27 protein-coding genes are annotated in these 25818 nt (G+C 63.0%); 8 read left to right on the top strand and 19 right to left on the bottom strand.

The features are described from left to right. Positions 1-27: 27 nt before the first annotated feature. The 5 genes from L1F31_RS07900 to L1F31_RS07880 form a co-directional block, all read right to left on the bottom strand. The gene (locus L1F31_RS07900) at positions 28-1137 is read right to left on the bottom strand and encodes a winged helix DNA-binding domain-containing protein (protein ID WP_265420096.1); all 1110 of its coding nucleotides are present in this window, start codon (positions 1135-1137) and stop codon (positions 28-30) included. Between the two features lie 104 nt (positions 1138-1241). Beyond that, entirely contained in the window at positions 1242-2546 is a 1305-nt protein-coding gene (locus L1F31_RS07895) for a carboxylesterase family protein (protein ID WP_265420095.1), read from the bottom strand. Between the two features lie 9 nt (positions 2547-2555). After that, positions 2556-3059 (bottom strand): phosphoribosyltransferase, encoded by a 504-nt coding sequence (locus L1F31_RS07890; protein ID WP_265420094.1) that lies wholly within the window; start codon positions 3057-3059, stop codon positions 2556-2558. Positions 3060-3118: 59 nt separating this feature from the next. Further along, positions 3119-3631 carry a DUF2087 domain-containing protein gene (locus L1F31_RS07885; protein WP_265420093.1) on the bottom strand — a complete coding sequence of 171 codons (513 nt, stop codon included), beginning with the start codon at positions 3629-3631 and terminating at the stop codon, positions 3119-3121. Between the two features lie 172 nt (positions 3632-3803). Beyond that, positions 3804-4187 carry a YchJ family protein gene (locus L1F31_RS07880; protein ID WP_265420092.1) on the bottom strand — a complete coding sequence of 128 codons (384 nt, stop codon included), beginning with the start codon at positions 4185-4187 and terminating at the stop codon, positions 3804-3806. Between the two features lie 54 nt (positions 4188-4241). On the opposite strand from L1F31_RS07880, the gene L1F31_RS07875 reads away from it, so the two are divergent. The 3 genes from L1F31_RS07875 (at position 4242) to L1F31_RS07865 (ending at position 6444) form a co-directional block, all read left to right on the top strand. Then, positions 4242-4829 (top strand): HhH-GPD-type base excision DNA repair protein, encoded by a 588-nt coding sequence (locus L1F31_RS07875; protein ID WP_265420091.1) that lies wholly within the window; start codon positions 4242-4244, stop codon positions 4827-4829. A gap of 137 nt (positions 4830-4966) precedes the next feature. Beyond that, positions 4967-5596: a hypothetical protein gene (locus tag L1F31_RS07870; protein WP_265420090.1), complete on the top strand. Its 630-nt coding sequence runs from the start codon at positions 4967-4969 to the stop codon at positions 5594-5596. 494 nt (positions 5597-6090) lie between these two features. Further along, positions 6091-6444 carry a hypothetical protein gene (locus L1F31_RS07865; protein WP_265420089.1) on the top strand — a complete coding sequence of 118 codons (354 nt, stop codon included), beginning with the start codon at positions 6091-6093 and terminating at the stop codon, positions 6442-6444. A gap of 72 nt (positions 6445-6516) precedes the next feature. On the opposite strand, the gene L1F31_RS07860 is transcribed toward L1F31_RS07865, so the two are convergent. Further along, positions 6517-8022: a DHA2 family efflux MFS transporter permease subunit gene (locus L1F31_RS07860; protein WP_265420088.1), complete on the bottom strand. Its 1506-nt coding sequence runs from the start codon at positions 8020-8022 to the stop codon at positions 6517-6519. A 98-nt stretch (positions 8023-8120) separates the two neighbouring features. On the opposite strand from L1F31_RS07860, the gene L1F31_RS07855 reads away from it, so the two are divergent. After that, entirely contained in the window at positions 8121-9398 is a 1278-nt protein-coding gene (locus tag L1F31_RS07855) for an FAD-dependent oxidoreductase (protein ID WP_265420087.1), read from the top strand. A 5-nt stretch (positions 9399-9403) separates the two neighbouring features. On the opposite strand, the gene L1F31_RS07850 is transcribed toward L1F31_RS07855, so the two are convergent. Beyond that, positions 9404-10072, bottom strand: a complete 669-nt coding sequence (locus tag L1F31_RS07850; protein ID WP_265420086.1) for a hypothetical protein — start codon at positions 10070-10072, stop codon at positions 9404-9406. A gap of 121 nt (positions 10073-10193) precedes the next feature. Here L1F31_RS07850 and L1F31_RS07845 point away from each other — a divergent pair, with 121 nt between their 5' ends. After that, positions 10194-10913 carry a PIG-L deacetylase family protein gene (locus tag L1F31_RS07845; RefSeq protein ID WP_265420085.1) on the top strand — a complete coding sequence of 240 codons (720 nt, stop codon included), beginning with the start codon at positions 10194-10196 and terminating at the stop codon, positions 10911-10913. A 112-nt stretch (positions 10914-11025) separates the two neighbouring features. Here the strand turns inward: L1F31_RS07845 and tpx are convergent, their stop codons facing one another. The 10 genes from tpx to L1F31_RS07795 all read right to left on the bottom strand — a co-directional run bounded on the left by tpx (position 11026) and on the right by L1F31_RS07795 (position 21808). After that, a complete protein-coding gene (gene tpx / locus L1F31_RS07840; RefSeq protein ID WP_265420084.1) occupies positions 11026-11526 on the bottom strand; it encodes a thiol peroxidase in 501 nt (166 codons plus the stop codon). Between the two features lie 139 nt (positions 11527-11665). Continuing rightward, positions 11666-13393 carry a bifunctional metallophosphatase/5'-nucleotidase gene (locus L1F31_RS07835; RefSeq protein WP_265420083.1) on the bottom strand — a complete coding sequence of 576 codons (1728 nt, stop codon included), beginning with the start codon at positions 13391-13393 and terminating at the stop codon, positions 11666-11668. A 33-nt stretch (positions 13394-13426) separates the two neighbouring features. Next, on the bottom strand, positions 13427-13588 hold the full coding sequence (locus L1F31_RS07830; RefSeq protein WP_265420082.1) for a hypothetical protein: 162 nt from the start codon (positions 13586-13588) through the stop codon (positions 13427-13429). Positions 13589-14029: 441 nt separating this feature from the next. Continuing rightward, positions 14030-15037, bottom strand: a complete 1008-nt coding sequence (locus tag L1F31_RS07825; protein ID WP_265420081.1) for a DUF368 domain-containing protein — start codon at positions 15035-15037, stop codon at positions 14030-14032. 65 nt (positions 15038-15102) lie between these two features. Next, a complete protein-coding gene (locus L1F31_RS07820) occupies positions 15103-15621 on the bottom strand; it encodes a DinB family protein (protein ID WP_265420080.1) in 519 nt (172 codons plus the stop codon). A 57-nt stretch (positions 15622-15678) separates the two neighbouring features. Then, on the bottom strand, positions 15679-16050 hold the full coding sequence (locus L1F31_RS07815; protein ID WP_265420079.1) for a VOC family protein: 372 nt from the start codon (positions 16048-16050) through the stop codon (positions 15679-15681). Positions 16051-16157: 107 nt separating this feature from the next. Next, complete coding sequence (locus tag L1F31_RS07810) at positions 16158-16976, bottom strand: thioesterase family protein (RefSeq protein WP_265420078.1); 819 nt, start codon at positions 16974-16976, stop codon at positions 16158-16160. Between the two features lie 47 nt (positions 16977-17023). Continuing rightward, complete coding sequence (locus tag L1F31_RS07805; RefSeq protein WP_265420077.1) at positions 17024-17233, bottom strand: hypothetical protein; 210 nt, start codon at positions 17231-17233, stop codon at positions 17024-17026. 192 nt (positions 17234-17425) lie between these two features. Beyond that, a complete protein-coding gene (locus tag L1F31_RS07800; RefSeq protein WP_265420076.1) occupies positions 17426-19597 on the bottom strand; it encodes a S1 family peptidase in 2172 nt (723 codons plus the stop codon). Positions 19598-19864: 267 nt separating this feature from the next. Then, positions 19865-21808, bottom strand: a complete 1944-nt coding sequence (locus L1F31_RS07795) for an LPXTG cell wall anchor domain-containing protein (protein ID WP_265420075.1) — start codon at positions 21806-21808, stop codon at positions 19865-19867. A gap of 241 nt (positions 21809-22049) precedes the next feature. On the opposite strand from L1F31_RS07795, the gene L1F31_RS07790 reads away from it, so the two are divergent. The 3 genes from L1F31_RS07790 to L1F31_RS07780 are packed head-to-tail and all read left to right on the top strand — an operon-like array spanning position 22050 to position 23845. Beyond that, positions 22050-22529 (top strand): META domain-containing protein, encoded by a 480-nt coding sequence (locus L1F31_RS07790; RefSeq protein WP_265420074.1) that lies wholly within the window; start codon positions 22050-22052, stop codon positions 22527-22529. Then, the gene (locus tag L1F31_RS07785; protein WP_265420073.1) at positions 22526-22846 is read left to right on the top strand and encodes an META domain-containing protein; all 321 of its coding nucleotides are present in this window, start codon (positions 22526-22528) and stop codon (positions 22844-22846) included. The genes L1F31_RS07790 and L1F31_RS07785 overlap by 4 nt, the downstream gene beginning before the upstream one ends. Continuing rightward, positions 22847-23845, top strand: a complete 999-nt coding sequence (locus tag L1F31_RS07780; protein ID WP_265420072.1) for a DUF808 domain-containing protein — start codon at positions 22847-22849, stop codon at positions 23843-23845. 101 nt (positions 23846-23946) lie between these two features. Here the strand turns inward: L1F31_RS07780 and L1F31_RS07775 are convergent, their stop codons facing one another. Next, positions 23947-24768 (bottom strand): ABC transporter ATP-binding protein, encoded by an 822-nt coding sequence (locus L1F31_RS07775; protein WP_265420071.1) that lies wholly within the window; start codon positions 24766-24768, stop codon positions 23947-23949. Further along, on the bottom strand, positions 24765-25778 hold the full coding sequence (locus L1F31_RS07770; RefSeq protein ID WP_429860961.1) for a FecCD family ABC transporter permease: 1014 nt from the start codon (positions 25776-25778) through the stop codon (positions 24765-24767). The genes L1F31_RS07775 and L1F31_RS07770 overlap by 4 nt, the downstream gene beginning before the upstream one ends. Between the last annotated feature and the right edge of the window lie 40 nt (positions 25779-25818).

Below are 25818 nucleotides of genomic sequence, written 5' to 3'. Positions count from 1 at the left end.
ACCGCTCTTCCATCGGCGCTGGTGCATTCAGGCGAATGCCGGATGGTCGGCGGCGACGGATTCGACGGCTGCGGTGTCGACCGTGTGACCGGGGAAGGCGACGACGATGACGCGCGGGCCGGTCTTGCGCGGTGAGCGTTTCCAGGTGCCTTGGGCGCGGGTGCCGGTGACGACAGTGTTCTTGAACATTCCGTTGCCTCCGGGCACGACGAGTTTCTCGTGCTCAGCGTCAAGGGTGGCAGTGCGGTCCTTGTATCCGAGGATGATCTCGTCGAATCCCGGCAGCAGCATGGTCTCGTGAGCAGCCGACTCCCATTCTGAGAGCCGGTCCTCGAGGTCGGGCGCCTGAACATGGTCGATTTCGCCGATCCGCACGCTGACGATCTCACCGGCGTCGACGCAGGAGCGGACGGCGTTCCTGACCTGCGTCTTCGGCAGTCCTGTCCACCTGGTCGCGTCATCGATCGTCACCGGTCCATGGCTGAGGACGAAGCGTCTCATCCATTCGCGGAGGGCCGCCTCGGCGTCCAATTCTGTGGGCGTCGGCACCCAGTCAGCCGTGAGCACGTATTTCATATCGTCTTTGCCCTCGATCATGGGCGCTTGGACGATGAGGTTCTGCAGTGCCAGGGAGGTGATGAGGTATCGTGCGTGTCCGTATTCGTCTCCGGCACCCAGCGGTGCGAAGGCTTCGAGCAGTTCTTCCCGGGTCAAGGCCCCGTGTTCGCGGAGCGCCGCGACGGCCAGCTCGGCTGCCGCGTCGAGCATCGGATCGGTGATGCCGAAGAATTCGCGTCGTTTTGCGGTGGATCGCATCGTCCGGGCGCCGGTCAGGCTGAGCACCCAGCCGATGTCCTTCGCTGTGGTCAGGTGGATCGTGCCGCGTTGAGTCCAGGAGCGGACGATCTCGCCCGCGTCGATGGCCGCCCGGACGGCGGCCACACCGTCAGTCGCGTCGGCACCGAGGCGCAGCGCAACCGAAGTCAGGGCTCCTCCGAGAGCTTGGGCTTGAACGCAGCCGAGGTGTTCGACGACAGCGCCTGCGGGCGAGAGACTGCTGCCCGTCGGAGACTCGGGTGGTGGCCCGACGAGACCTTGGGAGAGCAGACGTGCGGCCGAGATCTGGTGAGCGTCCATGATCCAACGGTAGTCGACGCCGGTGACACGATGGTTGTGAAATCACGACACCAGGACCGATGCGCCGCCGGTGCACCATTGGTGCAGCAGTTCAAGGCACCGGTTCAGCCCATGATGTCGACGAGGCCGGGCACTGGCACACGGGGCAATGCCCCGGAGACGGCGAACCGGCCCCAGATCTTCCGCAGCTCAGGTCCGGCGATGGCGGTGGTCTCACCGTAGTCGAGGAACGAGTCGTGCCAGATCTCTCCGGGAAAGATCAGCGGCAGGTCGCCTGAATGCGCTGCGTCGAAGAAGCTGCCGTCGCCGCGGGAGACGATGAGCAGACGTGCCCCTTGTCCGCCGGACATGCGGTGACGGTCGTAGAATTCGCGCCCGGCGCGGGTGTACACCGCCGAGGTGATGCCGGAGATGAGCGATTCGAGCATGGGCGAGGTCAGGTGTCGGTCGTGGAGGCGGCGAAAGGTGGGCACGAACCCGGCGAAGAACGCGATCTCGCGTTCTGTCCGGGTCATGAGCACATCGTATTTCGGTGCGACTTCGGCCCAGGCAGCCGCTGCCTGCGAACGGGTCGGCAGCGGATACCGACCGTAGTGGACGCCGAAGCACATTCCCGCGTGCAGGCCTCCAACGAGGGCAGCCTTGTGGACCTCTTCCTGAGCTTGGAGGATGTCATCGACGCCGGCTTCGGGGTCCATCTTCTCCGCGACCTTCGCCATCGCCCAGTTCATCGTGTCAGTTCCGCCGGCCAGTCCCAATGGGGCTGAGGCCATGAGCACCCGGTGGAAGAGACCGTCGGTGCCGTCGGCGATCATCAGGTGGGCACAGGCGTCTGCTCCGGCGCTCTGTCCGGCGATCGTGACATTGTCCGGGTTCCCGCCGAAGGAGGAGATGTTCGTTCGCACCCAGCGCAGCGCGGAGATCTGGTCGAGCACACCGAGGTTCGAATGTTCGGGTCTGCCGGTGCCGAGGTAGCCGAGGACGCCGAGGCGGTAGGTCACGGAGACGACGATGATGTGCTGTTCGGAGGCCAAGGTGTGCGGATCGTAGATCTCGGCGTCACCGGCCCCGGCGACGTAGGCTCCGCCGTGGATCCACACGAGGACGGGAAGTCCAGCCTCGGTGTCGGTGCCCTCCGGCATTGTCACGCTCAGTCGCAGGCAGTCCTCGCTGATGGGCAGGCCGCCGAGCTGGTCGAAGGTCATACCGGCGTTCGGGTCCCGACGCAGCTGCGGGCTCGCCGGCCCCGGATCGCTGCCGTCGATGAATTCGACGGGCGGTTCGTCGATGGGCGGGTGGAAGCGCTCGGCGCGGGCATAGCGGATTCCCCGTGCTCGGATCACATCGTCGTGAGCGTAGGCGCGGACCCGTCCGCACGGGGCGAGGAAGTCCCGTGACTGCTGACTCATACGGTCAGCTTACTTGCTGGGCTCCACCGGGGGTTCGGCCGACCACGGGAAGACGATCCACTGATCGGTGCGCTTCCACACGAAGTCCGGGTCGACGATCGACGCGGACTTCGCGTAGATGACGGCTGACTGGGCCTCGGCGCCGTGCTTGCGCAGCAGTTCGAGGACGAGAGCCAACGTACGGCCGGAGTCGGCGACATCATAAACGACGAGCAGCTTCTTGCCCTTGATCGCGTCGATGTCGAGCATCGGGGCGAGCAGGATGGGATCGGGCAGAGTCTCGTGCACGTCGGTGTAGAACTCGACGTTGATCGCGTCCGAGAGCTTGAGACCGAGAGCGTATGCCAGCGCTCCGGCGGGCAGCAGACCGCCACGGGCCACGGCGATGACGATCTCGGGATCGTAGTCGGAGTCCGCGATGGTCTGGGCCATCTCACGCGCCGATCGGCCGAACATGTCCCAACTGAGAATCTCTTTTTCTTCGAGATCGGTCGAATCGGCGTGATAGGCCATGGATGCTCCTTGTGTCTGCCCGGTGGTGGCTCGAGCTTCAAGGATACGCCGTCGCCGACTCAGCGCAGAAATGCCGCGAGGCCGGCCATCTCCTGCGCTTGTGAACCGGAGTATGTCGGCGGGTTCGGATTCACCCAGTACCGCCCGGTGTGGGCGTCTCGTTCGAGTAGGCGGTAGTCGATGAGTTCCCGCCGAAGGAGCGCGAAGTCCGGGTGGAATTCGGCGAGGAGGGCATTGAGCTGCTTCTCCTCGTAGATTCGATCGGCGTCCACGGCTGCGAGCACCTCGATGAGGAGGACGGCGAGGGCCCTGCGTTTGGTGGGGATGGCTGTGATGCGCCTGTTCGGCATGAACGTTTTGAGTGTCTTCGTCCGGAATCGTTCGATGCTCGGTTCAGCCGGTTCGATGCTTGATTCAACGGACTCCGCCGGTTCGGATGCAATCGCAGCTGCGGTGGGCGTCATCGCGCGGGTGTTCGTATCAAGCAATGCCCGGCGGGCGGCGGTGAAGTTCTCACCGGTCGTCGTCATCCGCGAACGAACGAGCTTCTTGAAGTCTTTGTCCTTGGTCATGGTGTCGTGTTCCTCTGCGACCAAGCCTCCCCCAGCGCGAAACCTGGTCAGGAAGTCACCGTGCCGGTTTCGTCCGAGGATTCTCTCCCCTTCGCCATGGGGTCGATGCGCTGGGATCATGACCTCGGCTGGGCGTTGGATGCGTCGAAGCACAGTATAGGCACAGTCGCGTTCAGTTCTCGAGCGCTTCGAGGTACATCCAGCGACCGGCGCGACGGACGAAGGAGGAGTTCTCCTCGAGATCATGGTCGCCGAGGTGGTCCCGGAATCGCGCACGGAAGTGCACCGTTCCGGTGGCGTCGTCGACTCCCCCGCCGGAGGTGTCCAGGATTTCGAGGCCGAGCCATTCGGTGTCTTCGTCGACTCCGAGATCGGTGGGGCGGGTGCGGGCATGCCACGTGCGGAAGAGGTGGTTCTCGTCCTTGCGGACGAACGCGGTGTAGCGGGAGCGCATGAGCGCCTCGGCGGTGGTCGGCCAGATCTCACCGTCGAGCGCGGGCCGACAGCAGTGGTCGAAGTCGGTGCCAGGGGGCATTCCGGAACAGGAACAGATCATTCGACGATGATATCCGTGGATGATCGGCGGGCGCTTGCGTGCGAAGATGGAGTCATGAGTTCAGTGTTCCTTTCAGGAGATCCGAAGGCCGATGCGCTGTTGGCCGAAGACCGCTTCGCTCTGCTTGTCGGCATGTTGCTCGACCAGCAGGTGACGATGGAGAGTGCCTTCGCGGGGCCCGCGAAATTGGCTGAGCGTTTGGGGACTCTCGACGTCGAGGAGATCGCCGAGATGAACCCTGACGACTTCCTTGACGCTTTCGCGCAGACCCCAGCGGTGCACCGGTTCCCGAAGTCGATGGCGGCACGGGTGCAGAAGTTGGCCGCGGCCATCGTCGATGACTATGACGGTGATGCCGAGGCCATCTGGACCGATGGTGATCCGAGCGGCGCCGATGTGCTCAAACGGTTGAAGAAGCTGCCTGGGTTCGGCGATCAGAAGGCGAAGATCTTCCTCGCTCTCCTGGGCAAACAGTTCCGGCTGAACGCCGAGGGCTGGCAAGAGGCTGCCGGTGATTACGGGGCTGATGGAGCACGGCGCTCTATCGCCGATGTCGTCGACGAGGGGACCCTTCAGGAAGTGCGTGCTTTCAAGAAGCAGCAGAAGGCCGCGGCGAAGGCTGCCAAGGCGGCGAAGAACTAGGGCGGCGTTTTCTGTCCCGTGAGTTATCCACAGATTTGACTTCGCCTGTTCTAAAAAGCGTTCCTGTCGAATAATGTAGGGGTTTCCGGGTGTCGGCCGAGGTGCCGCACCGCAGTTGCAGACCACAGAGGCGTGGAATGAGAACTGGAACGACCCGAACCTGCCGTCGACCGACCCTGCTGTTGTCGGCGCTCTGTACCGCATTGAGCCTGATAACGCTGGCAGGGTGTGCCGACAGCTCCCCTGTTGCAGTGCCGACGTCGACGTTGCCCGAACAACAGCCCGATACTGGCTCGATGGGTGACGCAGGCGAGGTGGACATCCCCGAATACGAGACGGACCTCGACCTGACAGACGACGAGAAGAAGGCAGTCGACGGGGCTCTTGTAGCCCTGGATGGTTACGTCGCCAACCTAAATCAAGCGTATTCAAGCGGCGGAACGAAAACAGACAAAATTCGCGACTTTTCGACCGGAGAAGCTTTAAAAGTTCTGGTAGCCGATTCGAAAGAGCTCAAACAGAGCGACAAATATATGGCTGGCAAATTCACAATTGACGATCGAACGATTCAGAAGATCGATTCGAACCTTGACGAAGTCACGATTCTTACCTGCGTGGACAATTCTCAATTTGCAACCGTTGATAACGGGGAATCCTTACCCACAGGTTCTCCCGAGCTCTTGCGCGTCGTGTTTATGGCTCAGCGAACTGAAGAGGTCTGGAAAATTGATTCTCAAAGTCTATGGAGCGAGTCTTGCGACGAATAGTCCTACTAGCTTCGCTGCTTTGCGGAATCATGCTGACTGGCTTCGGCCCGCCGACAGACGTCCATACTGCCCCTGGATGCAGCGCACTAAGTCTTAAGAAGTGCAAGGTCGTGAATCCGCCACCCCCGCCACCACCTCCAGGCGGAGGAGGCTCTGGCGGTGGATCAGGAGGAGGCGGCTCAGGTGGCGGCGGCTCTGGCGGCGGAGGGTCAGGGGGCGGCTCCGGAGGTGGCGGAGGCGGCGCCGCATTGCCCGACTGCCCTGTCGAAGTATTCGGCCACATCTGTGCCATCGAACCCGGCCCCGGCGGTGGAGGCGGGGGTGGCGGAGGCGGCGGGGCCCCTGCTCGTCCCGATCCGCCGACTCGGATCCCCGAGTCTCAATTCCAAAGCTTCGACATTCCGGCTCCAGCAATCTACGCCTGGCCGAAAGACTGGGCTGTTGTCGGCAAACCCACTGCCTTCTGGACCGACACCGAAGTCAGCTATATCGATATGACGTTGTTGACCTACGCGGTCACCGTGAAAGTCACTCCGGAGAAGTTCAACTGGGACTTCGGCGATGACACGGGCACGACCACCTCGGCGAAGGGAGCGAAGCCATTGCCCGGCGGAAGTCCCCAGATCGGGCACGAATACCAGAAGTCGGGGAAGGTTTCGGTCTCGATGACGGCAACGTTCAGCGGGGAGTTCTCCGTCGATGGCGGGCCCTGGCTGCCGATCGACGGATTCGCCCACGTCGCCAGCAACGACATCAGCATCGATGTCTACCGCTACCACCGCTACCTCGTCGATGAAGACTGCTATGCGAACCCGGGCGGACCCGACTGCGCGAGCGCGGCCCGCTGACACCGACACAGCCGACCACCTCGGCGATGTCTTCATGACCGCTGTCACCGCCGACCTGAGCCCGCTGCGCAGTCAGCTGCGCACGCGCGGCTTCGGTCGTTCGAAGAACATGACTGCAGCGAATCCGATGATCACCAAGCTCGCCGGGACCCACAACGACTGCCCCATCGCATGAGCGAATCCAGTGGCGATCGCATCCGGCATGCCTGCCGCCGCCGCTCCAGACGCATCGGCCCCGCCTTGCCCCGCCTCGGCGCCGGAGTCTCCGACCATGCCGCTCGAGGAACCGATGTTCGCTTCCAAACGCGCCTCCATCGCCACCGCGATCGCAGCACTGCCGAGCACAGCACCCACCTGCCGAACTGTGTTGTACACCCCGGATCCCGCTCCGGCATGATGCAGAGGCAGATTCCTCGTCGCCGTCGAGCTGATCGGTGCCCACATGAAACCGTTGGCCACGCCCAGCAGCAGAATCGGTGGGATGAGAGCCCACAGCGAGGTATGGACATCGAGAATCGCTCCCAGCCAGAACAGAGCCGCCGCAAACGAACCCAGCCCGATTCCGGCCAACACTCGCGGGCTCCCATGGTCAACGAGGCGACCCACGAATGGAGCGAGCACACCGGAGAGGATCGCCATCGGTGCCAACAGAAGCGCCGACTGGGTAGGCGAATAGCCGAGCACGGTCTGTGCCCACAACATGATCGGGAACGCCATCGCCGTCACCCCGAACCCGACCGTGATCATCGCGATTGCAGCGATCGTGAAATTCCGGTCCTTGAACAGCGACAACGGCACGAGCACCTCGGCGCGGTTGACCTTCTGCCACCACACGAAGGCTGCGAGGAACACCACCCCACCTGCGAGCACGAACGGCACAGTGACAGGGCCGATGAGCGGGCCCCAGTTCACCCCGTGAGCCTGCTGGATCCCGTAGACCAGCAGGAACATGCCGCATGCAGAGAGCACGACACCGAACCAGTCGAAGCGGTGAGGATGCGTCTCCAGCCGCGGCACCAACCAGATCGCCATGGCCAAGGCGACGATGCCGACCGGGACATTGATGAAGAAGATCCATTCCCACCCCAGTGCGTCGACGAGCACCCCGCCGAGGATCGGCCCGACTAAGGTCGCGACGCCGGCCACGGCGCCCCACATGCCCATCGCCGCTCCCCGACGGTCGGGCGGGAAGATGCGAGTGATCACGGCCATCGTCTGCGGCGTCATCGCCGAAGCACCCAGGCCCTGAACGATTCGGGCGACGATGAGTGCCCCGACCGTCGTCGTCATTCCGCACCACAGGGAGCTGAGCGTGAACACGACGAGCCCGACGAGGTAGACACGTTTGGGACCGAACCGATCACCGAGGCGACCGGTGATGAGAAGCGGCACGACGTAAGCGAGCAGATACGCTGAAGTCACCCAGATAACGGCGTTGATGTCCGCATCGAGGGAGGTCATGATCTCGCGGATGGCCACGGAGACGATCGTCGAATCGACGAGGATCATGAAGAAGCCGAGGCACAGCGCCCACAATGCTCGCCACGGATTGGATACAGCGTTCGGTTCAGTGCTCACTGCATCATCCTTCTCCCATTTCAGGACCCGGTCAATCCGATCCGCGACCGTTCCACTCCCCCTGAGACATGGCGATGGGAACCTGAAACAATGGTGCCATGGTGTGCCGAATCAATGAGCTCCTCGTCGACTCTCACTGGCCCGTCGTGATCATCGGCGCCGGTCAGGCGGGCCTGTCGGCCGCGCACTACCTCTGGCGCGACGGTCTGGTTCCGGGACGGGACTTCATCGTCCTCGACGCCGGAGAGGGGCCCGGTGGGGCGTGGCGCGAACGGTGGGACTCCCTGACCCTGGGTTCGACGAACCACGTCTCCGATCTGCCCGGCTTTCCGCTCGGTCGTCCGAACCCGGACGTGCCCGCTTCTGAAATCGTCTCCGACTACTACGGCCAGTTCGAGCGTGAACTCGAACTCTGCGTCGTCCGTCCCGCCGATGTCTCCTCCGTGACGTCCGACGAACCTGGGGCCGGACGTCTCCACATCACGGCCGACATCGACGGCGAACGGGTGCGGCTCTCGAGCGATTTCCTCATCAACGCCACCGGTACATGGACTCAGCCGTACGTTCCCTTCGTTCCGGGTATCGCCGATTTCGAGGGCCACCAGCTGCATACGGTGAATTTCCGTGATGTCGAGGACTTCCGCGGGCTGCGCACTCTCGTCGTCGGCGGCGGCATCTCCGCCACCCAGTTCCTCCTCGAACTCGCCGAGGTGACCGACACTCTCTGGGCCACGCGCCGTCCCCCGAACTTCACCAAGAGGGAGTTCGACGGACAGTGGGGCCTCGAGGTCGAACGTGCAGTGCGCGAGAGGACTCTGTCGGGACAGGCACCGGCCAGCGTCGTGCGGACCACCGGTCTGCCGATCCGGAGAGAGTTCCGTGACGGAGTCGACTCAGGGGTGCTCGTGTCCCGCGGCATGTTCGACCGCGTCCTCCCCCACGGTGTGCACTTCCCGGGTACTGCCGATTCCTCGCAGCCGACCACCTCGGATGGTTTGGGTCCCTCAGCCGCCGATGGTCTGGCCGTTCCGGAATCCTGGGCACCGTTTGCGTCCGAACGTGTTGAGGACGTTGACGTGATCTTTTGGAATACCGGTTTCCGTGCCGCACTGAAACATCTCGCGCCCTTGCATCTGCGCACCCCGGAAGGCGGCATTTCCATGGACACCGAGGTGGCCGTCAAGGATGATCCCCGGCTCTTCCTCGTCGGCTACGGTTCGGCCAGTTCGACTGTCGGAGCAACCCGTGCGGGCAGGATCGCAGGCCGGGAGCTGCTCAAACGGATGTCCCGTGGACGAGGCTCGCCAGTGTCTGTCCGCACGGATGCCGCGTACAGGCCGCGCTCCGAAGCCACAGGTAACGCGGCTGAGGCCTGAGGCCCTCAGGTGAAGGTGGGAGCCTTGAGTTCCTCATCGTCGAGGCGAACCGTCGGCAGCATCTGCCGGAACTCTTCGGCGGCTTTCGCATCATCAGCAGGGGCCAGCATGTCGACGCTGACTTTGAACAGCGTCCCGTCGACTGAGACACCTGCGACAACGCCGAAGAACACCGATTCCTGCTTGTTCACCGCACGCATGTCGTCACCGGAGAGGCGACCGTGGACTGTCCAATATTCGCCGCCCTCAAGTGCTCCCGTGGCGTCGCTGACTTTGGTCGACCCCGAGGTGCTGAACATTCGCTCCCGCGCTTTGTCGATCAGATCTTTCGCCGATGATTCATCGTCTTCGAAGCAGTTGACCGTGATGATTGCGTCCGTGTCGCTGGAGAAGAGCCGGTAACCGTCGTACCCGGACTCGTCCATCCACTCCGGACCCATGGCGAGGCTGACGTCGACAGGGCACTCGTCACCGAGCTCGACGGGCGTCTCTGCCATCCCATCAGGGATCTGCGCCTGCGTCGGAGTCGCCGAGGCGGTGGACGACCCGTCATCGATCCCCACCTGGGCCGGTTTCGATCCGGCCTCCTCGGAGCTGGTGACCTTCAATGCCGAACATCCGCTGAGCATCATCGCCAACGCCACCGTTGCCGTTACGATCACGCTGTTCTTCATCGGCTGCCTTCGGTCGGTCAGAGGTTCCACCACATCGTACCCACAAACACGCTCAGGCATCGCCACAGTGACCGCGAGAGTGCCTCTGGCGGAACGTCACCCGGCCACATAGCCTGGAGGCATGACTGAACTCCCGCGCTTCGATGACTCCGACGTCGACCGGATCCTGTGCGTCGTCGCCCACCCCGACGATATGGAATACGGCGGTTCGGCGGCCGTGGCCAAATGGACCGACGAGGGGAAGGAGGTGTCCTACCTGTTGCTCACCCGCGGTGAGGCCGGCATCCGAAACATGTCTCCGGATGAGGTTGCTGCGCTCCGAGCCGAGGAGCAGCGCAAGGCCTGCACCATCGTCGGAGTCGATGACTTGGAGATCCTCGACTTCCCCGATGGGCTCCTCGAAGCCGACCACGAGCTCCGCCGCGCGATCGCCCGCACGATCCGCCGCTTCCGACCCAATGCGGTGGTGATCACGAACTTCGACCTCAAGGTCGGATGGGGGCTCAACCACGTCGATCACCGCAACGCCGGCATCGCCACCGTCGACGCGATCCGCGACGCCGACAATCCGTGGGTGTTCACCGAACTCAAGGACGATGAGGGCCTTGAAGCGTGGAAAGCGGACCGTCTGCTCATCAATGGTGCGGAACCCACTCACGCAGTGGCGCTGACAGCTGAGCACGTTGACCGCGGCGTGCGGTCGCTCGAAGCGCACAAGGCCTATCTTGAGGCTCTTCCCGATCACCCCGCGCCGAAGGACATGATTCCGGACATCACCACCGCCGGCGGTGAGGCCGCCGGGGTGGACTACGCTCTGCCGATCACAGTCGTGGGCATGTGAGGGCAGGTCGCAATACGAGAACCGGGCGGGACGCTGGAATGCGTCCCGCCCGGTTCTGTTGCCACTGGGCTCATCGACCTATGGGGCGATCGACGGTCTCGACTGTGTCGGTTCAGGCTCCCAGAGCGGCAATCGCTGCGTCATAGTCGGGTTCAGTGGTGATCTCATCGACGAGCTGCGTGTGTGTCACGGTGCCCTTGTCGTCGAGAACGACCACGGACCGAGCCAGGAGGCCGGCGAGCGGACCATCGACCATGGTCACTCCGAAGTCCTTGCCGAACGAGCTGCGGAATCCCGAAGCGGCAACGACGTTCTCGATGCCCTCGGCACCGCAGAAGCGGCCCTGGGCGAAGGGAAGATCGTTGGAGACGCAGAGCACGGTGGTGTTCTCCAATCCCGCTGCCAGCTCGTTGAATTTGCGCACCGAGGCGGCGCAGACTCCCGTGTCGAGGCTCGGGAAGATGTTGAGCACGACGCGCTTGCCCGCGTTGTCCTGCGAGTTCACTTCGCCGAGGTCGGTGCCGACGAGGCTGAAGGCCGGAGCCTGCTCACCCTTGCCCGGCAGATCGCCGACAGTCTTGACCGGAGATCCCTGGAATGCTGTGTTGGCCATGCTTGTCTTTCTCCTTCTTCAGAGTTGACTGCTGTCCCTCTCACTGTACGTGAGAAGCAACCGGAACAGTCCAGACGTTCGTTCCGCGGCCCGAAGCGCCCCCACGGTCGTGCGATAGCGGTTGAAATTCCAGCTCGGTTCAGTGTCGACGGCGCCGAGAGAACAGGATGAGAGCTGCGCCGAGCGCAATTGCACCGGCCGCCAGACCGATTCCAGTGGCGATTTCGACGCCGGTGCGCGGCAGATGTCCACCGCCGTCGGCATCCGCAGAGTCTGCGCCGCCGCTGCTGTCGGAGTTTCCACCGGCTTCATCTGCGGAGGTGGCATCGGCTTCGGCGCGTGTCGTGCCCGCAGCGTCATCGTCGGCGTTGTCGCTGCTGCCGGCGCTGCCACCATCCGCAGTGTCGCCTCCGCCGGAGCTGTCGTCGCCTTCAGTGTCGGATACCCCACCGCTGTCAGCGTCGGAATCGCTGCCGTCTGCATCTGCTTCGGCATCTGCTTCAGCAGAGTCTGTTCCCGAGGAGTCCGCATCCGCATCGTCTCCGGGGGCCCGGCTGCTCGTGACGACCTGCCAGTTCTCGTCGAAGAAGTCAGCGGGGTCGACGACCTTTTCGTCTTGGACCCAGTCGATGAGCGCCTGCCGCACTTCGACTTGCTCGTTGTAGACCTCTTTGAGGCCGTCGACCGGATAGGCACCGCCACCGGACTGTCGGTAGTTGTTGATGGCGAGAACGAATCGATCGTCATCGCGGACTTCTGCACCGTCGGACTGTCGGAGGTCTTCGATCCTCTCCCCCACTGGCTTCGACACATTGATGTCGTAGTCGATTCCTGACAAGGCGTCATAGTTGTAGTCGGGAATCGGTGCATCTGTGGCTTCGTCAATGGCATTGGTGCCGTTGGCGGGGTCGAAGTCGGCGCCTTCGTCCGTCCGTTTGAAGTATCGGGCGGAGAACTCGAGGTAGTCCTTCAGTTGCGAACCGTTGATTTCGACACCGGAGAGAGTGTTGTCGAAGACGTAGAGTCCGGCAACATCGCGGATGGTGATGTCACCAGCGGGAAATTCTGCGGTGCGGCTGAACGGTGATGCCTGGGAGATCACCGGAACATCTGCGTAGTCGGTCCCTTTGAGTCCGTCTCGCACGGTCTGCGACTGGACGTGTGAGATGAAATCGAGGATTGCGGTGTCTTCGTAGTAGGACGTCTTCGCCGACAGCGTCTCGGTGACCGAACCGATCTTCGTGTTCACGTAGTCGATCGTCTTCTGGTGCTGCTCGTCGACGAGATCTCTGATCTCCTGGTCTTCGGCAACGTCGCCCTGAGTGGCCAACGGTCGAGCCGCGGGGTCCATCGTCCCCCAGTCGACGTGGTGGGTGTCCAGATTGATGGGCAGATCCACCTCAGAGACCGAACGGGCCCAATAGTTGGGCTGGGTGATGAGGGCCTTGCTGCCGTCGTCACGGGTCACGACCTGACTGGGTTCGTTCTGGTGGGTGTGCCCGGCCACGAGCACGTCGACCCCCGGCACTTTCGCCACCGATGTGCTCACGTTCTCCTGCAGCTTGGCCGGATCCCAGTTCTGTCCTTTGGGGTCTTTGCCCGAATGGGAGAGAACGACGATGACGTCGGCCCCCTTGCTCTTCATCTCGGGCACGTACTTCTGTGTGGTTTCGACCGGATCGTCGAAGTGAACCTTCCCTGACAAGTTGTTCTTGTCCCAGATCCGACTGCCGGGCGTCGTCACGCCGAGCACCCCGACGGTGACAGTTTCACCGTCGACCTGTTTGTCAATCATGGTGTACGGGTCAAGGTGGGGCTGTCCGTCATCGTCGTCGATGACATTGGCACCGAGGAGCGGGAAGTCCACTTGGTCTTCGTAGGTCGAGAGAAGATCAAGACCTTAGTTGAATTCGTGATTGCCGACCACCTGCGCGTCGTAGCCTAGGTGGTTGTAGGTTTTGGCCAGCGGGTGTGTCGCGCCGCTGTCGGTGATCGGTTCCTGCTTCGCGTAGTAGTAGGCCAAGGGAGTGCCCTGGATTGTGTCGCCGTTGTCGACGAGCATGACCGAGTCCGCGCCCTTGTCCTTGCGGACTCCCTGATGAGAGATGAGGCACGTGACATGCCCAACTCTTCACCATCCGGGTAGGGCTTGTTCGCGAAGTAGTCCCAATTGAGGACATTCCCGTGCACGTCAGTGGTAGCCAGCAGAGTGAGCTCCCCGACGTCTGCAGCCTCAGGGTCCGCTGAGGACGAAGCGTCTGCAAGGCCGGCAGCTGTCGCCGCGGACGGTCCGGAGACTATAAGAGTGAGTGCAAGTGTCGATGAGGCGAGTGTGCGCAGGCGCATGAGTCTCCAGAGATTCGATCAGCGTGGATAGAAGTGATCCAGATCTCTCACCCTAGCGGCCGCTGACCTTTTCCTGGGTATATCTTGAGCGAAATTTGCACAAATTCTCTTGTGCCCACTCGGCCTTCTTCGCAGCCGATGTGATGTCGCTCGTTCATCAGTCGACGTCCACGCTCTCCTTTGCTGCGCCGGAATCTGCGGTGGAGAACTTCGCCTCGACGATGATGAGGGCCACCACAACAACCGCCCCGAGCGCAGCCAGCAGGATCGGTCCCAGTACCGGGTCACCGGGTGCGAGCAGGCTTCCGGCACCATGTGCTTCACCGTCAGCACCGATTTCGCCCTCGGACTGCCAGGGCCACAGTGCCCGCAGAGAGCCGAGCATCAGCCCAGCCATGACGACGAGAGTCCACCACCGATGGTTGTGGAGGAAGTACCGGAGGATGTTGACGAAGACGGCCAGACCGAGAACAGCGCCGAGCATGAAGATCCCGAGATAGCCGAAATCGCGTCCGTCCACCGCACGCAGAGTCGTCGAATACATGCCGACGGCAAGGAGGAAGAAGGATCCGGACACGCCGGGCACGACGAGTGCACAGATCGCGATCGAGGCGACGAAGAAGACGGCGATGAGCGGAGGATTCTCCACATCAGTACCGCCGGCCAGACCGGTCATCCAGAAGGCGAGGGCTGCCGCGGCCAGGAAGGCAAGGAGTCCGAGCAGGATCGGCTGGCGGAAGGTACGTGCGGGCAGCATCCGCAGCGGAACGGCGATGCTGGCTGCAACGAGGCCGAAGAACAGTCCCCGCGACAGCTCGGGGTTGGAGCTGACAAAGGATTCCATGACGCCGGCGATGGTGAACACGGCAGCGGCCATCCCGATGAGGACGGGGATGACGAGGAACCAGTCCGTGCGGCGCAGCTCGGCTAAGGCCCCAGATACTCGGTTGGGTCCGGTCACCAGTGTCTTCGCGGCGGAGACGACGTGCGCCGCAGAATCGATGAGCTGGTCGTAGACTCCGGTGACGAGCGCAATCGTGCCTCCTGAGACACCGGGAACGAGTTCGGCGCTGCCGATGAGGAAACCACGGATGAGATCGAGCGGAATGAGTGCTCTGGATCGATTCGGGGCGGTTTCGGTATCGGCCGGCGAAGAATTCGTCATGTTGTCAACCCTAGGCGACAACCGATTCGGCAGTCGACTGCGGGCTCAGCCGTCCGTCCGAAGCCTCAGTCATCCGTCTGTCCGTCGATGTCCTCTCGGATGAGATCGGCGTGCCCGGCATGGCGGGCGTATTCCTCGATGAGATGGATGAGGATCCAACGGACATTGAATTTCGCACCGCCGCTGTCTCCCCGCGCGGTCAGCGCGTCGAGGTCGTCCACCTCGGCGAGGATCCTGCGGGAGTGCTCACACGAACGAGCGTGCGCTTCCAACAGCTCCTCCGCGGTTGCGCCGGCAGCACTGTCGAAGTCCCAGTCGGGCTCGGATCGCCAATCGACGCTGGCCCACGGATCGCTGAGATCCTTGCCCTGCAGCACCTCGACGAACCAGGACTCCTCGACGAGGGTGAGGTGACGGACGATGCCGCCGATCGTCAGCGATGACGAAGCGACCTTGTGTGTCAGCTGCTCAGGCGTCAGCCCATCGGCCTTCCTTCTCACCACCTGGCGGAAGTAATCGAGGAACTCTTCGAGCCCCTGTCTTTCGGTCGGGGTGATTGACGGGTCGGTCAATGGAAGTGCCACACTGAGCCTCTCTGATCATGCGGACCTCGGTGAGCTTCGGACGAAACACCGGAGTTTTCAGGTTACCGTGCGGCGACCGATGTCGAAGACGTTTCCTTCGGGGTCTTTCAGCGTGGTCCATTCGATCCCGTACTCGGAGAAGGAGCCCAGCCTCTCCGCGCCCAGCTCCACTGCTCGCTCGACATCCGCCGGGTAGCTCGGGTCGTCGAGATCGATGTGCACGGGGTTTTTCCCTTCGATGCGATCGTCGACCTTGAGGAAGAGCATGCCCGGAGTCGGTGATTCGGAATTGTGCACGCCTCCGATGCTGGCGACGAATTCGTTCGCGCCCGGATCGAGTTCTGCGCGCAGGAGTTCGGCCCAGAAGATCGATTGCGCTTCGACATCGTGGCAATCGAAGGTGATGCTCAGTGATGACAGTGACGCCATTGGGGTGGTCCTTTCACTGCGAGTGCTGGATGGCTCCGACTCTAGCCCTGACCCCTGACACAGCACATCGGGCAAGTCATCAACGGCAATCCAGCGTCATCTTCGCTTCAGCCGCGCGGCTGGCGAGCCAGTTGGCGTGATTGCGCGACGAGGCGGCCGGTGGAGTCCCACAGTTCACAGTCCTCTTCGAACATTCCCCCGGCGATGTTCCGGGTGAACAGGCGGGCGCGGATCCAGCCGGAGGCGGGCAGGGCGCGTACGTGTGCGGTCAGTTCCATGGTCGGCGCCCAGTTGAAACGCCCGAGGTCGAACATCACCGGCGGGAATGAGTCGAGGAAGGTCAGCAGCGACAGCGGTTCCGGGTCCGTTCCGTCGATGAATCGTATCCAGCCCTGCAGCTCTCCGCGCCCGCTGGGTTTGCCGACCGCGAATCCCGCGGTGGCCGGGTCCAGGCGCATATCGAAACGTGAGATGAGCGGTGCGGCCTTCTTGAAGTCCTCACTGGCCTCGGCGACGCTGACGCACTCTTCCGGTGGCGGCAGCTGCGGCGGGGTGGCTGTGGTGGCGACGTCATCAGGAAGTTCACCGAGGCTGCCCATCGTTGCCATCGCCGAAATCGTCGGCGCCCCGTTCTGGGTGAGTTCGATGCCGTAGCTCGCCGTTGATCGACCTTCGCGCAGGGTGCGCGTCGTGATGTCCACGGTTCCCTCTGTACTCGGACCGAGGTAGAAGGTAGAGATCACCAGGGGGTCAGGTGTGGTCGGGTTGAGGTTTCGCAGGGCCCGACCGGCGACGCCAAGGAGGTATCCGCCGTTTATGGCACCGGCGACTTTCCATCCGGCGTCGAGTTCGGCGGTGAAGCTGTGATCGCCGGTCCGCTCGACTGCGGTGGCGCGGGCGAATTCGCTGGATGTGTCGTCAGTCATAGCGCAAGGATACCAACCGCTGAACGAACGTCCAGCTAGGGAAGATTTCAACGAGACTGTCTTTCGTTTCCGTGCCGGTAGTTTCCCGTCGCACGAGCCAGCAGCTGCTGGTCGGAATCGGCGTCTCGGCCGAGCTTGGGGATGAGTGCGGCAGCCTTCTTTCCGCCGAGTTCCATGATGGTTCGGCCGCCTCGGCGAATGAGAAGCAGTCCGGATTTGGTGATCTGGTAGTCGAACGGATCGCCTTCGAGGCTCATGCACGGACTCCTTCGTCGTGTGGATCGACCATCTTCTCGTAGTCGGACGATCTGCTCTGCTGGGATTCGCTGAGAAGTCCGCTGGCAGAGACGTTCCTGCCGATCTTAGTCGGAGAAGATGAAAGTGCCCCTGACCAACTGGTCAGGGGCACTTTCGCTCACGCGGTCAGCGGATGACCATCAGAGCTGGTTTCAGTTGTTCTTCTTGCGACGCATCGTCAGAACAACGGCGGCTCCACCGACGAGGAGGAGTCCGGCTCCGGCCGCGAGGCCAGTCAGCTCGGCACCGGTGCGAGGCAGATCGGATCCACCGTCACCGTTTCCGTCGTCGTTGCCGTTGTCGTCACCATCGTTGCCGCCGCCGTTGCCGTCTTCGTCGGCAACGACCTGGAACGAACCGGTCAGAGCGGACTCGTCCTCGGTGTCGTTGTCGCCGGTGACCTCGAGGTCGTACTTGCCGAGGTAGGCCTCGGCGTCTTCAGCACTGGTGCCGTAGATCGAGAATCCGACGACTCCGTCAGCATTGGCGGTCTCCTCGAGGGTGATGCCCTCGACGTTTTCCGGACCGGCAACAACCTCGAGGGTGACGTTCTCGCCCTCTTCGAAGCCTTCAGCGGTGACCTGCACGCCCTTGTCCTTCTGGACGAAGTCCGAAGCAGAGATCTCCTTCGGGTCGACAGTCAGCTTGCGCTCGGCAGCCTGGACGGTCACCGTGAAGTTGGTGGCCTCCGAGGTCTGTCCGTTTGCGGTCACCGTGGCGGAGTAGGCGTAGTCGCCAGCCTCGGCAGGAGCCTCGGCTGAGAAGTTTCCGTCAGCATCGGTCTTGACCGTGGCGGTGCCCTCGGCCGGTGCGGCCTGAGCGGAACCGGCGTTGGCGCCGACAGGCTTCCAGGTCAGGTTCACTTCAGCGTTCGGAGCGGCCTTACCGGTGATCTTTCCGCCTTCGACGACGGTCTGGTCGCCGACCTGGGGCGCTTCGGGCTTCTCGTCACCGTCAGCGTCGGAATCGGCTTCGTCATCCTTGCCGTCTGCGGCAGCGGATGCGTCAGCGTCGTCGCCATCGGCAGCGGCCGAAGCGTCGTCGTCCTTGCCGTCGGCGTCGGCCGAAGCTTCAGCGTCGTCGCCTTCGGCGGCAGCGGATGCATCTGCATCCTTGCCATCTGCAGCCGCGGAGGCGTCAGCATCTTTACCGTCGGCGGCGGCAGAAGCATCTGCGTCATCGCCATCGGCAGCGGCCGAAGCGTCTGCATCCTTGTCGTCGTCGCCTGGGGGTTCCTCTGTGGGATCTTCGAAGTTGATCGACTGGCCCGACTGTTCGAGCGAATAATCAAGGTCAGCAACCCAGCCGAGCTGGAAGGGGGTGCCGTCGCTCCATTCAGCAGGTCCGCCACCGGAGATCACGCCGACGGCTGTTTCTCCCTGGAAGACTGCGCCGCCGGAGTCACCCGGCTGTGAGAACGGATCGTCGACAGACGACTCAACGGCAAATCCATGCACCCAACGCTCACTGACGTTCATGTAGTCGAACGGCGCCCGCTCGCGAGGGATGACCTTGCCTTCGGTGAGTCCGGTCGTGCGACCGGACTTCTCCACAGTGCCCTCAGTGTGAGCTCCGACCTTGGTGATGTCGGTGGCGAGTTTCGCGCCGAGGTCATCACTGTCGGCGGACGTCCAGTCCGTCACTCCGGTCTTGACGTTGTACTTCGAATCATCGACATTGATGACGGCGAAGTCGATGTCGCCTTCACTGCCGGTCTCGTCTCCGGGCTCGACGGGGCTGCCGTACTTGTTGTATCCCCAGGAGCCGATGGAGCCGATTCCGGCAGGTTCGCCGCCCTCGCCGCCGACTGCAGGAGCAGATTTGGGACGCTCGGTATCGGCGATCTCGGTCGAGCCGAGGTCTTCCCCGGACTCCGCCGTGTCCTCGGCACAGTGGCCGGCAGTCAGCACGACTGGATCGCCCTGATCGTTCCATCCTGAGAATCCGGTCGAGCAGGCACCGAGTCCGCCACTGCTCGGGACGTTCATGAGGTAGCCAGCGCCACCGACCAGATCGCCAGCGGCGTGGGCCTTGACTTCGGAGATTCCGGCCTGGACGACGACGTTGTCAGCACCATACTTTTTCTGGAGCTTCTCGATCTCTGCCGAATCGATATCTTCTTCGTTTTCGACACCGAGGTGAAGAGTGCCGTTGTCGAATCCGAAGGCGTTGACTACGGAAATGGACTTCGCGGCCTTCTGCGCAGTCTGCTGGGTGAGCTCCGGCGAATCCGCCGCTGCGGGAGCAGCGACGAATGCGCCGCCGAGGCCGAGTGCTGTCGCTGCTGCCAGCGCCAGCGAACTCTGCACGAGTTTCTTCTGCATAAGTAGTTGTCTCTCTTGTCTGAGGGATCAATGTCACGAAACGATGACCTAAGTCACGATAAGGTTACGGGCCTTACCCAGCGACTACCAAGAAAGTCCTCAAAAACTGTGAACTAAATGAACGAAACTTCAGGCGATGTAGACAAGATCAGTTGGCAGAATGTGGACTTCGAGCTCGGTTGAATTGACAATGCCCCCGGTCACAGGACCGGGGGCATCATCTTAGAGCTGCTCAGCAGACCGTCAGACGGTCGACCTCACTGTGGCTCAGTTGTTCTTCTTGCGACGCATGGTCAGAACGACCGCGGTTCCACCGACGAGGAGGAGTCCGGCTCCGGCCGCGAGGCCGGTGAGCTCGGCACCGGTGCGAGGCAGATCGGATCCACCGTCACCGTTTCCGTCAGCGTCGTCTCCATCGCCGGATCCGCCGTCAGCATTGCCGCCGTCGTTTCCGCCGTCAGCGTTGCCGTCGTCATCTCCGCCGGATCCACCGCCGTTGCCGTCTTCATCGGCAACAACCTGGAACGAACCGGTCAGTACCGACTCGTCCTCGGTGTCATTGGCACCGGTGACCTCGAGATCATACTTGCCGAGGTAGGCCTCAGGATCCGACGCGCTGGTGCCGTACACGGAGAAAGCGGCGGCGCCGTTCTCGTTCGCGGTCTCATCCATCTCGAAGTCGTCGACACCCTCGGGGCCGTTGGCGACCTTGAGGGTCACCTTCTCACCCTCGTCGAAGCCCTTGACCGTGATCGTCACGCCCTTGTCTTCCTGAACGAAGTCAGAGGCAGCGATCTCCTTGGGGTCGACGCTGATCTCACGCTCGACCGGGGCAGGAGTCTCGGACTCGTCCTTCTCAACGGTCACGTCGAACTCTGCTGTCTTGGACTTCTGTCCGTCGACGATTGCGGTCGCAGTGAAGTTGTAGTCGCCTTCAGCCTTCGGGCCTTCGACGGAGAAGTTGCCGTCCTTGTCAGCCTTGACCTTCTCAGAGCCGTCCTCGGCGCCCTTTGCGGCTTCCCACTTGACCTCGACCTGGGCACCGGCTTCAGCCTTGCCCTTGATCTTGCCCTCGGGCTCGACGGTCTGGTCCTCGACCTTGGGAGCGGCAGGAGCCTCAGGGGTCTCCTCGCCCGGCTTCTCGAGGTTGAAGTCCGTGCCGGACTCCTCGAGCGAGTGGTCCAGGTCGGCAACCCAGGTGAAGGACGTGTTCGCGTCGAGGTCGCCGCCACCGGAGATGACACCGACAGCGGTGCTGCCCTGGTAGACGCCGCCACCGGAGTCGCCCGGCTGCGAGAAGGGCTTGTCGGCCGGTGCGGTCACGCCGAATCCGTGGACCCAGCGGCCACCGACGTTCTGGTAGTCGAAGTCGTACTCCGAGCGAGGCAGAACCTTGCCTTCGGTCTTGCCCGTGGTCCGACCCGACTTGCTGATCGCACCTTCCTTGTGCTCTCCGACCTCGGTGATCTCGGTAGTCGACTTGGCCAGATCGTCCGAATCGGCGGTCGACCAGTCGGTGATGCCGTTCTTGACGTTGTACTTCGACTCGTCGACGTTGATCACGGCGAAGTCGATGTCCGACTCGCTCGGCTCGGGCCACTTGTTCTGATCGGCGCCTTCGAGCAGGTCGCCGCCGAAGTTCGCGAAGCCCCACTTGCCGATGACGCCGTTGCCGGAGGCCTGGAAGCCTTCGCCGCCGTTGGCCTGCGAGATCGAGGGCTTCTCGGTCTGATCGACGGTGGTGTCGCCTTCGAACTCGTTGCTCTGCTCGTTGATGATCTTCGAGCAGTGTCCTGCAGTCAGGACGACGGGCTTGCCGTCTCCGTCCCAGCCGGAGAAGCCGGTCGAACAGGCTCCGCCGCTCTCGCCGGCCTTGACGAGGTAACCGGCACCGCCGACGAGATCCTTGCTCGCGTAGGGCTTGAGTTCCTTGACGCCCTCAGTGACGTTGATGTTGTCGTACTGCTTCTCAAGATCCTTGATCTCGGAGGTCTTCTTGGCAACGCCGATGTTGAGCTCGCCGCTGTCGGCACCATAGGCGTTGACGCCCTCGATTCCGGACAGTGCCTTCTGGATCTGCGCTTCGCTCTGAAGGTCCAGCTTCTGCGGGGCTTTGTCGGCCATCGCCGGTGTGGCGACGAACGCGCTGCCCAGGCTCAGCGCCGCAGCGGCGCTCAGAGCCAGTGAACTCTGCACGAGTTTCTTCTGCATACTGTTGTTTCCCTTGATCGTTGTCGGTGCTTCGATTGTCCGGCCCTCGACTCGGTCCGCCGTCACCGGCAGTCGCGTCTCTGGTGTCAGATTTTCAACCGTGTGAAAGATTACGGTTTGGTCACGACGGAGTGCAAAAACAATGTGTGTTGCAGGTGAACACAACTTACAGAAGTCGCCGACTCCCCTGCCGTCAGCGTTCTGACAGGTCATGCCGAATCCAGGCCGTTATGATCGGGGCATGCCGAAACACACACTGCTTCGACCGTTGCCGACTTCGCGCATGGCTGCCCGCCTCGCGCTGGGAGTGGGGGCATTCGCGCTCACGTTCTCCCTTGCCGCCTGCGATACCGGAGTCGATCCGCGCAATCCCGATACCCCCTCGCCGAGCGAATCCGCTTCCTCGGAATCGCCGAGCGAAGGCGCCGATTCCCTCGATCCGGTCGGCAAATGGACCTCCCCCGAGGCGGGTGACCCGTTCCTCGAATTCGCTGAGGACGGTTCCCTTGAAGGTTCGGACGGCTGCAACGCGATCGTGACCACGTGGAAGGCCGAGAACGAGGAGATCGTCATCGACTCATTCATGTCCACGCAGAAGGCCTGCGCAGGAGTCGACACCTGGCTGAGCAAGGCATCGACAGCAACGATTGAAGGCGATGTCATGAAGGTCAAGGACAGCAACGGAAAAGTCATCGGCGGACTGGAGAAGGAAGACAAATGACACACGCAGTCATCGGCCGCTGGACGGCTGAGAACAACGACCGGGCCTTCCTCGAATTCCACGAGGACGGCACATTGCGCGGCAGCGATGGCGCCAACGGCCTCGCCACATCCTGGTCCGACGAATCCGCAGGGGTCACGGTCAAGCCGTCGATGACGACTCTCAAAGCGGCCCCCGGAATGATCACTTGGGTCACGAAGGCCCGGCGGGTCGAAGCCGACGGGGATCGCCTGGCGCTCTTCGACGCGGCCGAGAACCACCTCGGCGATCTCCATCGTCAGCCGCCGGGCACCACCTACAAACTCGGCGGTCGGTAGATGGCCGGGGGTCTGATAGCGCTGCTCGACGACGTGGCCGCACTCGTCAAACTCTCTGCCGCCAGCCTCGACGATGTGGCCGCAGGTGCCTCACGAGCAGGAGCGAAAGCTGCGGGCGTCGTCATCGATGATGCGGCGGTGACGCCGAAGTTCGTCGAAGGGGTGGATCCCAAACGTGAGCTGCCGATCATTCAGCGCATTGCTTTGGGCTCGCTGTTCAACAAGATCGTCATCATTCTGCCGATCATCCTGCTGCTCAGCCAGTTCCTGCCCTGGCTCCTCACACCGCTGCTCATGATCGGCGGCACCTATCTGTGTTTTGAGGGCGCTGAGAAGGTCGCCGAGAAGTTCGGCTGGATCGCCCATCATGAGAAGGAGACCCCGGCCGCGGAGAAGTCGTCCGATGGTGCTGCGGCGGAGAAGAAGGTCGTCCGCTCGGCCATCACCACCGACTTCGTGCTCAGCTGCGAGATCATGGTCATCGCCCTCAACGAGGTGGCCGCTGAGTCCCTGACAAGCCGCGCCATCATCCTCGGCGTCGTCGCCCTGGCGATCACACTGGGTGTCTACGGTGTCGTCGCGCTCATCGTGAAGATGGATGACATCGGTCTGCATCTGGCGAAGAAAGATGCGCCCGGGCCACAGAGATTCGGTCGGTTCCTCGTCGAGGCCATGCCCAAGCTGCTCGCGCTTCTGTCCGTCGTCGGGACTTTCGCCATGCTGTGGGTCGGTGGGCACATCATCCTCGTCGGCACCGACGAGCTCGGCTTCCACGCCCTCTACGGTTTCGTCCACCACCTCGAGGAACCGGCCGCAGCAGTCGCAGCGGTCGGCGGCCTCCTCGGATGGCTGGTCAACACCTTCTTCTCCCTCATCCTCGGCGCGATCTGGGGCGGGATCGTCGTCGCAGCCGTCTTCGGGGTCAAGGCGCTCTTCGGCTCGGGCAACCGGCACGAGACGACAGACGCGACCGCGGGCAACGACAGCGCTGAATCCTGAGCTTCAGGAGATTCTTGAGCTTCAGGAGATAAGGCCGAGCCTCAGACGAAAGGCTGACGCTTCAGACGAAAAGCCTGTGCCTCAGACGAAAAGCCTGTGCCTCAGGCGAAGGTCTTCTTCGGCATTCCGGCCACGATCATCGGCGCTCCCGTCACAGGATCGTCGATGACCCGGCAGCCGATGCCGAAGACCTCGTCGACGAGCTCGGCGGTGATGATCTGCTCAGGCGGTCCCTGGGCGACGATCGCTCCGTCCTTCATAGCGATGATCTCGTCGGCGTACCGGCAGGCCTGATTGAGATCGTGGAGCACAGCCACCAGCGTGTGCCCGTATTCGTTGTTCAGCTGTGCGAACAGATCGAGCAGCTCGATCTGGAAGGCGACGTCGAGGAATGTCGTCGGCTCGTCGAGCAGCAGCAGCGACGTCTCCTGAGCCAAGACCATCGCCACCCACACCCGCTGCCGCTGCCCGCCGGAGAGCTCGTCGACGAGTCGGGACGACAGTGATTCGGTATTCGTGGCGCGCAGCGCGGACAGGACGGCCTTCTCATCGACGTCGGTCCATTGCCGCAGGAACGACTGGTGCGGATGGCGACCGCGGGAGACGAGCTCGGCGACGGAGATCCCCTCCGGGGCGATGGATGACTGTGGAAGCAGACCCAGGCGCTGAGCGATCTTCTTCGTCTTCATCTGCGCGATATTGTGTCCGTCGAGCAGCACCGACCCCTTGGCCGGGGACAGCAGCCGTGCCAGGGCTCGCAGCAGCGTCGACTTGCCGCAGGCGTTGGGTCCCACGATGATGGAGAACTTCCCGTCGGGAATCTCCACATCGAGGTCGGTCACGATCTGCCGATGATCATAGGCGAGGTCGAGATGTCGGGCGACCAGCGGCGAGTTGCCTGCGTCTGAGTTGAGAGAGCTCATGATGCCTTCCGAGCTTCTTGGATGAGGAGCCAGATGAGATAGATGCCGCCGATGACCACGGTGATGACGCCCACGGGCAGTTGGATGTCGCCGAAGGCGTGCTGGGCGACGAGGTCGGCGGCGACGAGCAGCAGGGCACCGACAGCCGCTGAGGTCAGCAGGCTCGTCCCCTGTGCTCTGGCGATGCGCCGCCCGATCTGGGGAGCGGCCAAGGCGACGAAAGCGATCGGACCCGCTGCTGCGGTGACCACTGCGACGAGGGCGACGGCGATGACGATGAGCACCGCGCGCACCAGCTCATTGCGGACGCCCAAGGCCTTCCCCGTGTCATCGCCGAGTTCCAGGGTTCCCAGGTCACGGGCGAAGAGTCCGCACGCAAGTCCCAGCACAACCGTGGCGATGGCCGCCGGGGTGATCGTCGACCAGCCCATTCCGTTGAGTGTGCCCGCGCCCCACGTGGCTGCGGCCATGGCGAGGTCGAGATCGGCCCGCATGATCAGCCAGGTGTTGAACGCATTGAGCATGGCGGTCAGTGCGATGCCGACGATGATGAGTCGGAAGCCTTGGACCCCGCCTTTCCACGTCAGCAGGTACACGATCACTGCTGTGAGCAGACCGCCGATGATCGCACCGGCCGCGGTCGAGACGAAGCTCGTGCCGAAGACGATGATCGTGACGATGCCGCCGGTGTACGCCCCGGTGGAGAACCCGATGATGTCCGGGGATCCCAGCGGGTTGCGCGTGAGTGATTGGAACACCGCGCCTGACACGCCGAGGCCCGCCCCGAGGACGATGCCGGCGATGATGCGCGGGGCCCGCCACTCCCCGACCACGGTGTTGACGATGCGTTTGTCCGCAGCGCCGAACAGGCCTTGGAACACCTCTGCGGGCGTGAGCGAGAATTTGCCCATCATCAGACCGGCGAACCCGCAGGCCAGGGCGAGAAGAGTGATGATCCCGGCGCTGGTGACGACGCGCATATCGATGCGGAACCCGAACATCCGCAGCATCGGGCGGCCGAAGTCGACCTTCTCCCCCGGCAGAGCGCGC

The organism is Brevibacterium spongiae, from assembly GCF_026168515.1.
In the GTDB taxonomy this organism is placed as follows: Bacteria; Actinomycetota; Actinomycetes; order Actinomycetales; family Brevibacteriaceae; genus Brevibacterium; species Brevibacterium spongiae.
This window is presented reverse-complemented; position numbering and strand designations above follow the sequence as displayed.